This is a genomic window from Aurantiacibacter sp. KMU-128 (genome assembly GCF_056933515.1).
The window spans coordinates 30,972-44,046 of record NZ_JBXORT010000001.1; the positions used below are offsets into that span (position 1 = coordinate 30,972).

The 13,075-nt window shown below is 63.8% G+C and carries 17 protein-coding genes; 9 read left to right on the forward strand and 8 right to left on the reverse strand.

Annotation, left to right across the window (positions count from 1 at the left end; all coding sequences use genetic code 11):
• Position 1: 1 nt before the first annotated feature.
• The 3 genes from ACS0VV_RS00165 (at position 2) to ACS0VV_RS00175 (ending at position 3,088) form a co-directional block, all read left to right on the forward strand.
• Positions 2 to 1,330: an ammonium transporter gene (locus ACS0VV_RS00165; RefSeq protein ID WP_483530730.1), complete on the forward strand. Its 1,329-nt coding sequence runs from the start codon at positions 2 to 4 to the stop codon at positions 1,328 to 1,330.
• 204 nt (positions 1,331 to 1,534) lie between these two features.
• Positions 1,535 to 1,873: a P-II family nitrogen regulator gene (locus tag ACS0VV_RS00170; protein ID WP_483530731.1), complete on the forward strand. Its 339-nt coding sequence runs from the start codon at positions 1,535 to 1,537 to the stop codon at positions 1,871 to 1,873.
• Between the two features lie 105 nt (positions 1,874 to 1,978).
• Positions 1,979 to 3,088 carry an OmpA family protein gene (locus tag ACS0VV_RS00175; RefSeq protein WP_483530732.1) on the forward strand — a complete coding sequence of 370 codons (1,110 nt, stop codon included), beginning with the start codon at positions 1,979 to 1,981 and terminating at the stop codon, positions 3,086 to 3,088.
• Here ACS0VV_RS00175 and ACS0VV_RS00180 read toward each other — a convergent pair.
• From ACS0VV_RS00180 to ACS0VV_RS00190, 3 genes are read right to left on the reverse strand one after another with little or no spacing between them, the layout of a single operon-like run.
• The gene (locus ACS0VV_RS00180; RefSeq protein ID WP_483530733.1) at positions 3,085 to 3,969 is read right to left on the reverse strand and encodes a sterol desaturase family protein; all 885 of its coding nucleotides are present in this window, start codon (positions 3,967 to 3,969) and stop codon (positions 3,085 to 3,087) included. The two genes, ACS0VV_RS00175 and ACS0VV_RS00180, sit on opposite strands and share 4 nt — an antisense overlap.
• Positions 3,970 to 3,974: 5 nt before the next feature.
• The gene (locus ACS0VV_RS00185) at positions 3,975 to 4,361 is read right to left on the reverse strand and encodes a hypothetical protein (RefSeq protein ID WP_483530734.1); all 387 of its coding nucleotides are present in this window, start codon (positions 4,359 to 4,361) and stop codon (positions 3,975 to 3,977) included.
• A gap of 12 nt (positions 4,362 to 4,373) precedes the next feature.
• Positions 4,374 to 4,820, reverse strand: a complete 447-nt coding sequence (locus tag ACS0VV_RS00190) for a protein tyrosine phosphatase family protein (protein WP_483530735.1) — start codon at positions 4,818 to 4,820, stop codon at positions 4,374 to 4,376.
• A 249-nt stretch (positions 4,821 to 5,069) separates the two neighbouring features.
• On the opposite strand from ACS0VV_RS00190, the gene ACS0VV_RS00195 reads away from it, so the two are divergent.
• From ACS0VV_RS00195 to queC, 6 genes are all read left to right on the forward strand, one after another.
• Positions 5,070 to 5,873: a cold-shock protein gene (locus ACS0VV_RS00195; protein ID WP_483530736.1), complete on the forward strand. Its 804-nt coding sequence runs from the start codon at positions 5,070 to 5,072 to the stop codon at positions 5,871 to 5,873.
• Positions 5,874 to 6,005: 132 nt separating this feature from the next.
• The gene (locus tag ACS0VV_RS00200; RefSeq protein WP_483530737.1) at positions 6,006 to 7,196 is read left to right on the forward strand and encodes an acetylornithine transaminase; all 1,191 of its coding nucleotides are present in this window, start codon (positions 6,006 to 6,008) and stop codon (positions 7,194 to 7,196) included.
• Positions 7,196 to 8,128 carry an ornithine carbamoyltransferase gene (gene argF / locus ACS0VV_RS00205; RefSeq protein WP_483530738.1) on the forward strand — a complete coding sequence of 311 codons (933 nt, stop codon included), beginning with the start codon at positions 7,196 to 7,198 and terminating at the stop codon, positions 8,126 to 8,128. Before ACS0VV_RS00200 ends, argF begins: the two co-directional genes overlap by 1 nt.
• 40 nt (positions 8,129 to 8,168) lie before the next feature.
• On the forward strand, positions 8,169 to 9,065 hold the full coding sequence (hslO, locus tag ACS0VV_RS00210; protein WP_483530739.1) for an Hsp33 family molecular chaperone HslO: 897 nt from the start codon (positions 8,169 to 8,171) through the stop codon (positions 9,063 to 9,065).
• Between the two features lie 84 nt (positions 9,066 to 9,149).
• Complete coding sequence (locus ACS0VV_RS00215) at positions 9,150 to 9,560, forward strand: hypothetical protein (protein ID WP_483530740.1); 411 nt, start codon at positions 9,150 to 9,152, stop codon at positions 9,558 to 9,560.
• Positions 9,561 to 9,614: 54 nt separating this feature from the next.
• Positions 9,615 to 10,307 carry a 7-cyano-7-deazaguanine synthase QueC gene (gene queC, locus ACS0VV_RS00220; RefSeq protein ID WP_483530741.1) on the forward strand — a complete coding sequence of 231 codons (693 nt, stop codon included), beginning with the start codon at positions 9,615 to 9,617 and terminating at the stop codon, positions 10,305 to 10,307.
• Here queC and ACS0VV_RS00225 read toward each other — a convergent pair.
• From ACS0VV_RS00225 to ACS0VV_RS00245, 5 genes are read right to left on the reverse strand one after another with little or no spacing between them, the layout of a single operon-like run.
• The gene (locus ACS0VV_RS00225) at positions 10,304 to 10,837 is read right to left on the reverse strand and encodes a superoxide dismutase family protein (RefSeq protein WP_483530742.1); all 534 of its coding nucleotides are present in this window, start codon (positions 10,835 to 10,837) and stop codon (positions 10,304 to 10,306) included. The two genes, queC and ACS0VV_RS00225, sit on opposite strands and share 4 nt — an antisense overlap.
• Positions 10,838 to 10,897: 60 nt before the next feature.
• The gene (locus ACS0VV_RS00230) at positions 10,898 to 11,317 is read right to left on the reverse strand and encodes a DUF2793 domain-containing protein (protein ID WP_483533465.1); all 420 of its coding nucleotides are present in this window, start codon (positions 11,315 to 11,317) and stop codon (positions 10,898 to 10,900) included.
• Positions 11,244 to 11,654 (reverse strand): HK97 family phage prohead protease, encoded by a 411-nt coding sequence (locus ACS0VV_RS00235; RefSeq protein WP_483530743.1) that lies wholly within the window; start codon positions 11,652 to 11,654, stop codon positions 11,244 to 11,246. Before ACS0VV_RS00235 ends, ACS0VV_RS00230 begins: the two co-directional genes overlap by 74 nt.
• A complete protein-coding gene (locus ACS0VV_RS00240; RefSeq protein WP_483530744.1) occupies positions 11,558 to 11,866 on the reverse strand; it encodes a DUF6127 family protein in 309 nt (102 codons plus the stop codon). Before ACS0VV_RS00240 ends, ACS0VV_RS00235 begins: the two co-directional genes overlap by 97 nt.
• Complete coding sequence (locus ACS0VV_RS00245; RefSeq protein ID WP_483530745.1) at positions 11,863 to 13,044, reverse strand: phage portal protein; 1,182 nt, start codon at positions 13,042 to 13,044, stop codon at positions 11,863 to 11,865. Before ACS0VV_RS00245 ends, ACS0VV_RS00240 begins: the two co-directional genes overlap by 4 nt.
• Between the last annotated feature and the right edge of the window lie 31 nt (positions 13,045 to 13,075).

Genomic DNA, 13,075 nt, shown 5'->3' on the forward strand with positions numbered 1-13,075 from the left:
AATGAAAACATCTCTCTTCAAGCTTGGCGCTGCTGCAACGGCCGCGCTGCTCGTTGCGGGGCCCGCCATGGCGGCGGCTCCTGCGCCGGTTCCCAATCCTGGCAACAACGCCTGGATGATGACCTCGACGATCCTCGTCCTGCTGATGATCCTGCCGGGTCTGGCGCTATTCTATGGTGGCCTCACCCGCTCGAAAAATATGCTGTCCACCATGACGCAGATCGGTGCCACAGCGGCGCTTGCGATGCTGATCTGGGTGATGTGGGGCTATTCGCTGGCTTTCGGCGACACGTCCTATGAAGGCACGCTGGGCCTGTTCATCAGCGGCGGCAGCTACTTCCTTTCCGGCACCGATGCCAGCAGTACGGCGGCTACCTTTACCGATGAAGTCATCAGCAAATACGTCTTCATCAGCTTCCAGATGACCTTCGCCGCGATCACCGCTGCGCTAATCCTTGGCGCGACGGCGGAGCGGATGAAGTTCGCCGCGACGATGCTGTTCGTGCCGCTGTGGCTGACCATCGTCTATTTCCCGATCGCCCACATGGTGTGGGCAGGAAACGGGCTCCTCTTTGTCGATGGCGCGCTCGATTTCGCTGGCGGCACCGTGGTGCATATCAATGCCGGTGTCTCGGGCCTGGTGCTTGCTTACCTCCTCGGCAAGCGTCGCGGCTATCCGGCAGAGCCGATGCCGCCGCACTCGATGACGCTGACCATGGTTGGCACGGGTCTGCTGTGGGTGGGCTGGTTCGGCTTCAACGCCGGTTCGGCGCTCGAAGCTGACGGCTCTGCTGGTCTTGCCATGATCAACACCTTCGTTGCCACGGCAGCGGGCGGCCTTGCGTGGATGGTGATCGAGAAACTGGCGGGCCACAAGGGCTCTGCACTCGGCTTCTGCTCGGGCGTGATTTCCGGTCTTGTCGCGGTGACGCCTGCTGCGGGCAATAGCGGCCCGTTCGGCGCTATCCTGCTCGGCATTATCTCCTCGCTCGTCTGCTACATCGCTGTGGCCAAGGTGAAGGGCAAGTTCGGCTATGACGACTCGCTCGATGCTTTCGGCATCCACGGCGTGGGCGGCATCGTCGGCGCGATCGGCACGGCGGTGGTCTATCAGGCGTTCCTTGGCGGGCCCGCTGGCGACACCGCGAACCCGCTCGGCGTGCAGCTCTGGATCCAGATCAAGGGCGTTCTGATCACGATCGTCTGGGCCGGTGTCGGTACACTGATCGCCGGTCTCGTGACCAAGGCGCTGGTTGGCCTGCGGGTTGACGAGGAAGCCGAAGTCAACGGCCTCGACATCTCCGAACATGGAGAGCGCGCTTACAACTAACCCAAGTTTGGCAGGGCCGGGACCTCTCCTCTCTCTCCCCGGCCCTGCCTCACCTCGTTCCTCCTGCGAACGTTGAAACTGCCAAGGGCCGGAGCCACCCGCTCCGGCCCCTTTTTTGTGCCCGCTTGGTGAGAGGACCCTTGCCAGCCGCGCGTCTGCGCCGCACAAGCTGGTCGAAATTTTCTGGAAACAGGGGGCTGCGTCATGAAACTCGTCATTGCCGTTATCAAGCCGCACCGGCTGGAAGATGTGCGCGAAGCGCTTGCGGGAATTGGCGTTGCCGGCATGACCGTGTGCGAGGCAAAGGGGTTCGGGCGCCAGAAAGGCCAGACCGAAATCTATCGCGGCGCCGAATATGCGGTGAATATGCTGCCAAAGGTGCGGCTGGAAATCGCCTGCGATGATGCGCTTGCCCCGCAGATTGTCGAAACCATCCGCAATGCGGCGAACAACGGCCAGATCGGCGACGGAAAAATCTTCGTTCTCGAACTGGCTGGCGTGACCCGCATTCGCACCGGCGAAAGCGGCGAGCTCGCGCTGTAGGGAGCCGTTCAACCGCGATTGCGCGCGGCGCGTGACACGCGTAGAATTGTCCAAAGGCATGGGCGGGGGGGTGCGATGCGGGTGATTGCGGAACGTTTAGCGGGAATGGCACTGATCGCGCTGGCGGTCCCGGCTGCGGCTCAGGACAGCGGCCCCTACCTGGCAGCAGATGCCGGCGCGGTGCTGCCGGTGGAGTTCAGCAGCGATATTGCCGGCGTCCGCGAAGATGCCACGACCAGTGGGACTACCGGCTGGGGTGCTTCCGTTCGTGCGGGCTACCGCTGGGACTGGCTGCGCACCGAGATTGAAGGCTCGTACCAGAGCTTCGGCGCAGAAGAGATCAGCGTGGCAACTCAGGGTCTGCCTGAAGGTGGTGAGGCACTTTTCAACGGTCGCGTGGCCTATGACGGGGATTTTTCGCTCGCATCGCTGATGGCCAACACGCTGGCAGAATTTGGCGAGGAGGATGGCCTGCGCTTCGCCCTAGGCGGCGGCGTCGGCCGGAGCTGGATGCAGGCAGATACGGCGCTGGCAGGAAGCACCATCGCGCATCTGGATGCGAGCGACAGCGAATGGGCTTGGCAGGCGCTTGCCGAAGCGCGTCTGCCCATAAGTGACCGCGCCGATCTTGGTCTGCGCTACCGCTATTTCAGCACGCTGGAATTTGAAGTCGATGACAGTCTGGGGCGCGATACGCAATTCGAACTGGCGACGCACAGCCTTTCGTTGGGGCTGATGGTGCGGTTTGGCGGCGGCCGCGAAGTTCCGGTGATCCAGCCGAGCGCGCCACCGGTTGCGACCGTGGAGCGACCTCAGCCAGTCCGCAATCCTTTGCCGAACCCGGTGGTTCCACCTCCGCCCCCATGCGAGCGCGGCCCGTACATTGTCTATTTCGACTGGGATCAGGCCGCGATTACAGCCGATGCCGCACAGGTGCTCGATTCGGTTGCCCGCGCCTATGGCGACTGCGACAATGTATCAGTGATGCTCGCTGGCCATGCCGACCGTTCCGGGCCGCAGGGCTACAATGTCACCCTATCGCAGCGCCGGAATGCTGCGGTACGGGCCTATCTGGCGGATCGTGGAGTGCCCGGGAATATGCTGACCGCCGAAGCCTTTGGCGAAACCCGTTCGCGGGTGCCGACCGCCGACGGGGTGCGCGAAGCGCAGAACCGCCGGGTCGAGATCATGTTCGGCCCCGGCTCGGGCAGCTAGCCTTTGCTTCGCTCGCGTTCCCAGCGGGCGCGGATCATGTCGGAGGTTTCGCGGCTGCCATCATGCGTCCAGCCGGGCTCGCGGATCAGATAGCCTAGCTTGTGCCGCCAAGGCGCGCGCCACAGGTCTTTGATTAGCGCCGCCCATTCGTGGAACACCGCCTTCAGCGGATTGAACGTGCCGAGCTGGCTGACAATCCCGTAGCGGATCGGGTCTGCATCATCCTCGCCCACGAACGTGCCAAACATCTTGTCCCAGATGATGAAAGTGCCCGCATAATTCCTGTCGAGATAGCGCGGGTTCACGGCGTGATGCACACGGTGGTGGCTCGGCGTATTCATCACCGCTTCGAACCAGCGCGGCATCCGCTTGATGCGCTCGGTGTGGATCCAGAACTGGTAAATGAGGTTGAAACCGCCGCAGACGAGGATCATTCCCGGCTCGAAACCGGCAAATGCCAAGGGCAGGCGGAAGACGAAGGTGATCGCGAAGAAGCCCGTCCAGCTTTGCCGGAGTGCTGTCGAGAGATTGTAGTGCTGGCTCGAATGGTGGTTCACATGGCTAGCCCAGAACCAGCGGACGCGATGGGCGCTGCGGTGGAAGGCGTAATAGGCGAGATCGTCGAGCACGAAGCAGAGCGGCCACGCCCACCAAACCCAGCCGATGCTGAGCGGACTCACCGAATGCGCCCAGACCAGCATGGCGACAACTGCGCCGCCCGTCAGCGCTCCAGCAACCGTGCTTCCCAATCCGATGGCGAGCGAGGTCGCGGTGTCGCGCGATTCGTAAGCTGCCGGATTGCGCCGCCGCGCCCACAGCATCTCCGCGATGACGAGCACTATGAAAACGGGAATCGCAAAGGCAACGGGATCGAACGGCATGGGCGCTATCTATCAGCAGATGCGGCGCGCGCCCATTGCTGAGCGAGAGCGCCCATCGGCAAGGTGAGCGGCGGGCTGGTGTGCACGCTCAGCGTCTCGCCTTGCGCCTCGATCAAAATGTCAGGGGGAAGGTGTTGCGCGACAAAGCGGCCGCCATGCGGCTTCAAAACGGCGAGCCGGCCAGCACCGTCCTGCGCAATTGCGCCTGCTCCGTCAGCAGCGAGCGCGATTTCGGTCGCCGCAAATCCGCCGGGGGCCAGCGCCAGGAGCTCGCGTGCTTCGTCCTCGCTATTGAGCTGTGCGCCGCGCGAAAAGCCGAGCCAATGCGCCAGCAGCACCAAAAGCGTGATCGCCAGCAGGCTGCCGCCAAATTGCAAAAGCTCTGCATTCATGCGCGGCGTTACCTAACCGCGCGCCTTTTCCGCCAGCATCTGCATGGCGGTCCGCATACTCGCCGTATTGTATCCCGCGCCCGCCGCTGCCTCGATCAGCGCATCGGGATCGGCACCCGTTGAAGCCTGCGCCAAAGACCAGAGGAAGGTTGAGCGTGTGCCCGACCGGCAATAGGCGAGCGCCCTATCGCCCGCTTCGAGGCCAGCCAGCGCATCCGCCATCGCCGCGATCTTTTCGTCCGAAATGCCTGTATGATCGATAGGGATTGTGACGTAACTCATACCGGCATCGCGCGCAGCCTCTTCGATGCAGGCACCATCGGGCTGGTTGGCTTCTTCGTCGTCGGGCCGGTTATTGATGACCAGCGTGAATCCTTGCGCCGCCGCCTCGGCGATATCGCTGGTGCTGATCTGCGGGCTTGCCCACACCGTATCCGAAAGCCTGCGAAAATCGCTCACCTCATTGCTCCCCGCCTGTTCAAGAATTGCCCGTTGCGACGTGGCGGTTCGACCGGCCCGATGCAAGGGCGTTGCTGAATCACAACTGTCATTTTGCTGCAATCTTAAATTGTTCGCGTCGCGACCAATTTACAGCTATAGACCAGCGACGGAGATGCGGGAATTGTCTTGTATCCCCGGCCGGTGATGAGTTCGTCCGCAGCTCCGGCCAAGATATTGCAGGGCGCGAAGACAAGGTTTCTGGTTTACATGGGTTACGACAAAGGACGTCGCGGCAGGGGTCGAGACAAGCGGGATGGTTTCGGCGAAGACAACTTCGATCCGTTCATGGACGGCGGACCGCCGCCGATGGAACGCGGCGGCTGGCGCGACGGTGGGAATGACCGCTTCGGAGGCGGCGGTGGCGGCTTCGGTGGCGGCGGTGACCGCTTCAATGACGATCGCGGCGGCGGCGGCTTCCGCGGCGGTGGCGGTGGCGGTGGCGGCCCGCGCGGCGGCGGTGGTTTCCGTGGCGGCGGCAGCGGTGGCCCGCGCGGCGGCGCTGGTGGTGGCGGTGGCGGCATGCCCGCCCAAGTTGTCGGCACCGGGTCGGGCAAGGTCAAATTCTTCAACGCCCAGAAAGGCTTCGGCTTCATCCAGCTCGACGAGGGCGGTGATGATGTGTTCGTGCACATCAGCCAAGTGGAACGCGCCGGGCTCGATGGCCTTGCTGAAGGGCAAGAGCTGCAGTTCAATCTGGTGGATCGTGGCGGCAAAGTGTCGGCTGCTGATCTGCAGGTTGTCGGCGATGTTATCGCCGCTCCCGCAAAGGCCGCACCGCAGCGTGAATTGACCGGCGAGAAGGCTGTTGGCACGGTCAAGTTCTTCAATGCGATGAAGGGCTTCGGCTTCATCACCCGCGATGATGGCAAGGAAGATGCCTTCGTGCATATCAGCGCGGTGGAGCGTTCGGGCATCCAAGGCATTGAGGAGGGCGACCGTTTCGAGTTCGATCTCGAAGTCGATCGACGCGGCAAATATTCTGCCGTCAATCTGGTGCCGGTTCAGGGCTGAACCCGCAGCAAAATTCAGGCGGTGAGGTTTGACCGGCTGCCTGCCTCGTCCTAAAGACGCAAAGAACAGGCGGTCGGACCAGCAAGGCCCGGCCGCCGTTCTCTTTTTCGCGTTTTGAAGGACGTTTTCCCGATGACGATTACTCCGCTAATGCCCGTCTACCCCCGTTGCGGCGTGCGCCCGGTGCGCGGTGAGCATTGCCACCTGATCGACGAGGACGGCACCCGCTATCTCGACTTTGCCAGCGGGATCGCGGTGAACCTGCTCGGCCACAGCCACAAGGGGCTGATCGGGGCGATCCAACGGCAGGCGGAAACGCTTATGCACGTCTCCAACCTTTATGGCAGTCCGCAGGGCGAAGAACTGGCGCAGAAGCTGGTCGACACGACTTTCGCCGACACGGTGTTCTTCACCAATTCGGGCGCAGAAGCGGTGGAATGCGCGATCAAGGCCGCGCGCGCCTATCACCAGCATGAGGGCAATGAAGAGCGGTACGAGCTCATCACCTTCAAGAACGCCTTCCATGGTCGCACCATGGCGACGATCAGCGCGTCAAATCAGGAAAAGATGCACAAGGGCTTCAGCCCCTTGCTGCCCGGCTTCCGCTATGTAGATTTCGACGATCTGGAAGGCGCGAAGGCAGCGATCGGGCCGCACACCGCAGGCTTTCTGGTCGAGCCGGTGCAGGGCGAAGGCGGTATCCGTCCGGCCAGCCAAGAATTCATGACCGGCCTGCGGCAGCTGGCGGACGAACATGATCTGATGCTGGTGCTCGATGAAGTGCAATGCGGCGTCGCGCGCACCGGCACGCTATACGCTTACGAGCAGTATGGCATCACCCCCGATATCGTTGCCAGCGCCAAGGGGCTGGGCGGCGGCTTCCCGATGGGTGCCTGCCTTGCCACCGAAAAGGCAGCACGCGGGATGGTGTTCGGGACGCACGGCTCCACCTATGGCGGCAACCCGCTCGCTATGGCCGCGAGCATGGCGGTGATGGATGCGGTCGCCAATGAGGAATTCCTCGGCGAAGTGCGAGCCAAGGGCGAACGCCTGCGGGCGCGGTTGGAACAGTTTATCGGTAATTACCCCGACCTGTTCGAAAGCGTGCGCGGCATGGGATTGATGCTCGGCCTCAAGATGAAGATCGAACCGCGGCCCTTCATGGTGCATCTGCGCGATCATCACCAGCTGCTGACGGTGGCGGCAGGTGATTCGACCCTGCGCATTTTGCCGCCGCTGGTGATCGGCGATGCAGAGATGGACGAGTTTCTGGAGAAGCTTTCTGCCGGTGCCGCCTCGTTCGAGCCTGCCGAGGCCGCATAATGGCGCTGCGCCACTTCCTCGACCTGTCCGATGCGGGCGGAAATGCCATTGCTGCGATGATCGACGATGCGATCACGCGCAAGGCTTCGCGCGCCAGCTGGCCCAAGGGCAAGCCGGATGCGGACAAACCGCTCGACGGGCGCGTGTTGGCGATGGTGTTCGAGAAAAGCTCGACCCGCACGCGGGTGAGTTTCGATATCGCAATGCGGCAATTGGGGGGAAGTGCGATTGTCCTCGACGCGGGGACGACGCAATTGGGGCGCGGGGAAAGCGTCGCCGATACCGCGCGCGTGCTCAGCCGGATGGCCGATGCCATCATGGTGCGCACCGACGATCATGCGAAGATCGAGGAAATGGCGCGCTACGCCAGCGTGCCTGTCATCAACGGGCTGACCGACCGGTCGCATCCCTGCCAGATCGTTGCTGACCTGCTCACCATGATCGAGCACAGGAAACCGCTACCGGGACTCGAAGTTGCGTGGTTCGGTGATGGCAACAATGTGCTGCATTCGATCCTCGAGGCCGCCGCGTTGATGAAATTCAACGTGCGCGTGGCAACCCCCACAGGGTATGAGCCGGAAGCGGAATTTGTGGAGCTGGCGCGTGCCGCCGGTTCCACGGTCACGCTGACGCAGGATGCGCGCGCTGCCGCAGCAGGCGCCGATGTGCTTGTCACCGATACCTGGGTCAGCATGGGGCAGGCGGACAGCGCCGAAAAGCTCGCCGCGATGCAGCCCTACCGCGTCGATGCGGCGCTGATGGCGCAGGCGAAGCCCGATGCGATTTTCCTCCATTGCCTGCCTGCCCATGTCGGTGACGAGGTGAGCGAGGAGGTGTTCGAAGGGCCGCAATCGGTCGTGTTCGACGAGGCAGAGAACCGCATCCATGCGCAGAAGTCGGTGCTGCTGTGGTGCTTTGGCCTGATCGGCTAAAGCGGCTTACAATAGCTTCCTCGCCCCCCATATTGCCCGCATGAGCACGATCCAGACCCAGACTTTCTCCGACAAATTGCTCGGTTTCACCCTGCCCGAGCGTGACTGCCGCGGGCGCGTGGTGCGGCTGGGGCCGGTGTTGGAGGAAATCCTTGGCGCGCATGACTACCCGCCCGCGCTGACCCATTGTCTGGCCGAGGCGCTGGTGCTGACCGCGCTGATGGGGGGGCTGCTGAAGGATCACGGTGACCAGCTGACGCTGCAGGCACAGAGCAAGGGCGGCGTGGCCAATCTGCTCGTCTGCGATTATCGCGCCGGGCAGCTGCGCGGCTATATCCAGCACGATCCGCAGATGACCGCCGATGTCGGCACCAGCGCCTCGCTGCAAACGCTGTTTGGCGAAGGACATCTTGCGATCACTTTCGAAATCGCGCGCAATGGCAAGCGGTACCAGGGGATCGTGCCGCTCGAAGGGGACTCGCTGGCGGGCGCGGTGGAGAATTATTTCGCCAAGAGCGAGCAGGTGCCCACCCGGATCCGCACCGCAATCAGCTCCGGTCCTGACGGCTGTTTGGCGGCAGGCCTGCTGGTGCAACATTTGCCCGATGGCGAGGAAGGGCGCGAGCGGCTCCATGTCCGGCACGACCTGCCCGAATGGGAACACGTATCTCTCATGGCCGAGAGCCTCCGCCATGAGGAATTGGCGGATACGCTGCTGTCGTTGGAAGAACTCGTCTGGCGACTGTACCATGAAGAGCGCGAAGTGCGCATCCTTCCGGGCGAAAATCTGACCAAGGGCTGCCGCTGCACGGCCGCCTATTACGAGTCCGTGCTGTCGCGTTTCCCCAAGGAGGAACGGCGCGACATGGCTAATGAAGACGGTCTCATTCTGGTTGATTGCGCGTTCTGCTCGAAGCAGTTTGCCATTCAGGATTGACGAGCTCCAACGGCTGGCCGCTCAAAAAGTGCAACTCGTCGTTCATCTTGTGCGTTTTATAGGGTGAGCATGAATATTGGAAACATGACAATGCGTGGAACGGGCATGATCAAGCTGGGCATGGCGGCGATCGCAGCGGCCTATGCCGTCGCGCCCGCCGCTGCGCAGGCTCCCGAGCTGGAGATGCTCGACAATCTCGATCGGGGCAGCTGGACGCTGACTTTCCGCTCGGGTGAGCCGGGCCAGCGGATTTGTCTGCGAACCGGCCGTGAGCTGATCCAGATCCGTCACCGCCAGCCAGACTGCGAGCAATTCATCGTGCGCGACGGGGCGGATGAAGTGACCGTGCAGTATACTTGCCGCGGCAATGGCTATGGCCGCACGACCATTCGCCGCGAAGGCAACAGCCTGGTGCAAATAGATTCGCAGGGCATTGTCGGCGGCAGGCCCTTCTCGACGGTGGGCGAGGCGCGGCGCACTTCCGCTACGTGCTAAGCAGCGCCGGTTTGAACCTTGTCGCCAGCGCCCAAGCGTCCTAGCGCGCGGTGCATGACCGATTCGCACAAAATTGCCGTCATCCTGCTGTCAGGCGGGCTCGATTCCATGGTGAGCGCGGCCATTGCCCGCGAGCAAGGGTTTGCCCTGCACGCGATCACCATCGATTACGGCCAGCGCCATGTGCGTGAATTGCAATCGGCGAAAGTGATTGCCGAGAAACTGGGGGTGGAGCGGCACGTCACCATGCCGCTCGATTTGCGGCAGTTTGGCGGCTCGGCGCTGACCGATGATATTGCCGTGCCCAAAACGGGTGTCGGTGAGGATATTCCGGTCACCTATGTCCCAGCACGCAACCTGCTGTTTTTGGCGCTCACCACGGCGTTTGCCGAAAGTTCGGGGGCGAGCGACCTGTTCATCGGCGTCAACGCGCTCGATTATTCGGGCTATCCCGATTGCCGTCCCGAATTCATCGCCAGCTTCGCCGAGACCGCGCGGCTCGGCACCAAGCAAGGGGTGGAGGGTCGGCCCTTCACGATCCACGCCCCGCTCCAGCATATGACCAAGGCGGATATTGCGCGCGAATGCCACCGGCTGGGGCTCGATCCGGCGTGGAGCTGGTCATGCTACGATCCGACGCCTGCGGGCATTGCCTGCGGCGAATGCGACAGCTGCCGCTTGCGGCGCAAGGGTTTTGCCGAAGCAGGGCTGGTCGATACGACGCCCTACGCTGCGGAACCCGCCTAGCTGGCGGTCACAACACCGCAGGCGATGCGGCTGCCCGCAGCACCGGCGGGATCGCTGCGATAATCGTCCGGCCCTTCATGCACCACAATCGCGGTGCCATCGGCGTCAAAAATGTCGTCGGAAATGCCCTCCAGCGTGCCGCGTAGCACCGTGCTCATCGTGCCCGAGCCATCGGCGGCGATGGTGACATTGGGCAAATCGCCCAGATGCGCGCCGCGTGGGTTGGCCGTGCCGTGTTCGTGCCCGCCGGGGTTCAGATGCCCGCCAGCCGAGGTAAAATCTGCCGCGCTGCAATCGCCTGCGGTGTGCAGATGCACCGCCTTCGTCCCTGCGGGCAGGCCGGAGAAGCTGACGCCGACAGTTACTTCGCCGCCCAAGGAATAGAGCCGCGCGGTGCCGACATTCGCGCCGCTCCGGTCACGGATTTGCGCCGTGGCGATCTCGCTTGCGGCTTCCTCATACACCGTCTGGCAGCCTGCCAGCGCGACAAGGGCAATCGGGGAAGCGAGCAGGACGGAATGACGAAGCATGAGGGTTTCCTTTGGCGTGGTGGTTTGCTGGTATAACCCCTCTATGCCGCGCCCGGTTCCCTATGTCGCGGAGAGAATGCGCGCTTCCACAAGCGCGGCGATCAGGCCAGTGATGGCAGCGCGCGCTTCGCTGTCCTCTACCGCGCCGCCCGTGGGTGCGGTGATGCTATCGGGCAGTGACCAACCCGCTGCGAAGCAGCGGAAAGCCGAAAGCGAGGCGTCGAACACGCGCATTCCGTCTTGCGGAGAGACAAACAGCCAATTGCCCGCCTGGCGACAGGCAAGCGCGCCCGCTTTGCCCAACCAGTCGCCAGTCGGAGTCGTGCCGACGATCCAGCACTCGCCGTCGGCGGGCGAAGCGGGGGGCGTATCGGCCTCGCCCAGAACAGCCGGATGGAGCAGCCCGTCAAGCCGCGCGAGCGCTTCGTTGACGGTGAATTCTTTCTGCGCCTGCCCGACTGTCGGGACGGTGCTGCCAATAGAGCGGGAGCGGTGCTTTGCGCTCGGCCAGTGTGCGGCTGAAGGCACCGGGCAAAATCGTGTCGCGCGCGCCATCGGGAATGGCAAACAGCGCGGCGTATCCGGCAATCCTTAAACTCCCCTCCCTTGAGGGAGGGGCTGGGGGTGGCTGTACGGCGGCAGTAACCGGCGCCGAGCCCCCACCCCTAACCCCTCCCCTCGGGGAGGGGGATTGGCGGAGGGTGGGTTGGTAAAGCGCCGTCACCGCACAATCTCCGGCACGCCCAGCCGCACCGCAATGCCGATCAGCAACAGCGCGCCGACGATTTTCACGCACCAGTCGATCACCGCTTTCCACGCGGAGGATTTGGCGGTCCGCCACGCGCCCAAGAGATCGCGCAACTCGTCGAGATCCTGCTGCGCGCTGTCATCACCCAGCCCCAGCTTCTCGACCGCGCGGCGCGCGCCGACTTCGCTCGCTTCCTCGACAATCGCGCGCAGGGTGACGAGGTCGGCGCCATTGCCCTGCGCCTGCGCGATCAGGGCGGCGAGCATATCTTCGCGGATCATTGGCTGTCTCCCGTTTGGGCGCGGGCTGGGGCTTTGCGTTCGGGCAGGCCCAGCAATGCGCGTTTTTCATCGTCATCGAGGAAGTCCGCCGCGCTCACCTGGCTCCAGAGCCGTTCGCGGTCTTCGGACAGCGCGGTCACGCGGTCGAGATCGACCGCCAGCGCAAGGCCGGGGAACCACGGCGCAAGCCCTTGCGAGAGCGCGCCCAGCAGATTCTCCGCCATCGGCAGCAGGGTGAGCCGCCACAGCGCGCGGTTCGCCTCGCGGTAATTGGCGTAGGTGTTGTCGCCCGGCAGGCCGAGCAACATCGGCGGCACCCCGAAAGCGAGCGCAATGTCGCGCGCGGCGGCGGCTTTCAGCTCGGCAAAGTCCATATCGGCGGGCGACAAGGCAAGGCTCTGCCATTTCAGCCCGCCTTCAAGCAGCATCGGCCGCCCGGCATTGCCGCCGCCCTGATAGGCCTGCGCCAGCTCCGCCTTCAGCCGCTCATATTGCTCGGTGGTAAGCCCGCCCGTCTCGCCGCTGTCATAGGTCAGCGCGCCCGAAGGCCGGGCGGCGTTTTCGAGCAGCGCGCGGTTCCAGTCTGCCGCCGCATTGTGGATCGCCACCGCCTGCGCCGCCGCCGATAGGCACCCCGCGCCGTAATGGTCGTCTGTCGGGTGAAAGCCCTTCAAGTGGATGATGGTGGGCCAGCCATCGGCGTCTTCCACCGGCAGTTCGAGCGTGCGCTCGCCAAGACGATAGCGATAGGCGGCAGGCCAGCCGTCCTCACCCTGGATGATCGACACCCGCTCGGGCCGCAGCGCGTAGAGCTCGACCGGCTGGCCCGCGCCATCGCGGGCGATCTGCACGAAAGCATTGCCATGCAGCAGCAGATGCGCGGCGAGCGTTTCGAGCAGCGACTGCCCACCGCTGCTGGCGCGGATGAGCGCGGTGGCGGCAGGATCGGCCTCGGTGAGCGGCGCGCTGCCCACCCCCTCGGCCACAATCCGCACACTGCGCTGCGCCACCGGATTGTCGAGGTAAGCGCGCTGCACGGCATCCCGATACGAAAACGGCGGCCTGACGCCGCCGCTCTCATACGCGATCCCCCAAGGGGCGGAAAATGTGCGTGCAAGCGGCACGCGCGAAGGCGCCCCGCCCTTGATGGCGGAGCGTAACGATGTGAGGAATGACATGGGGGTTCCTTTGTTTCTGGACTTTCACCTC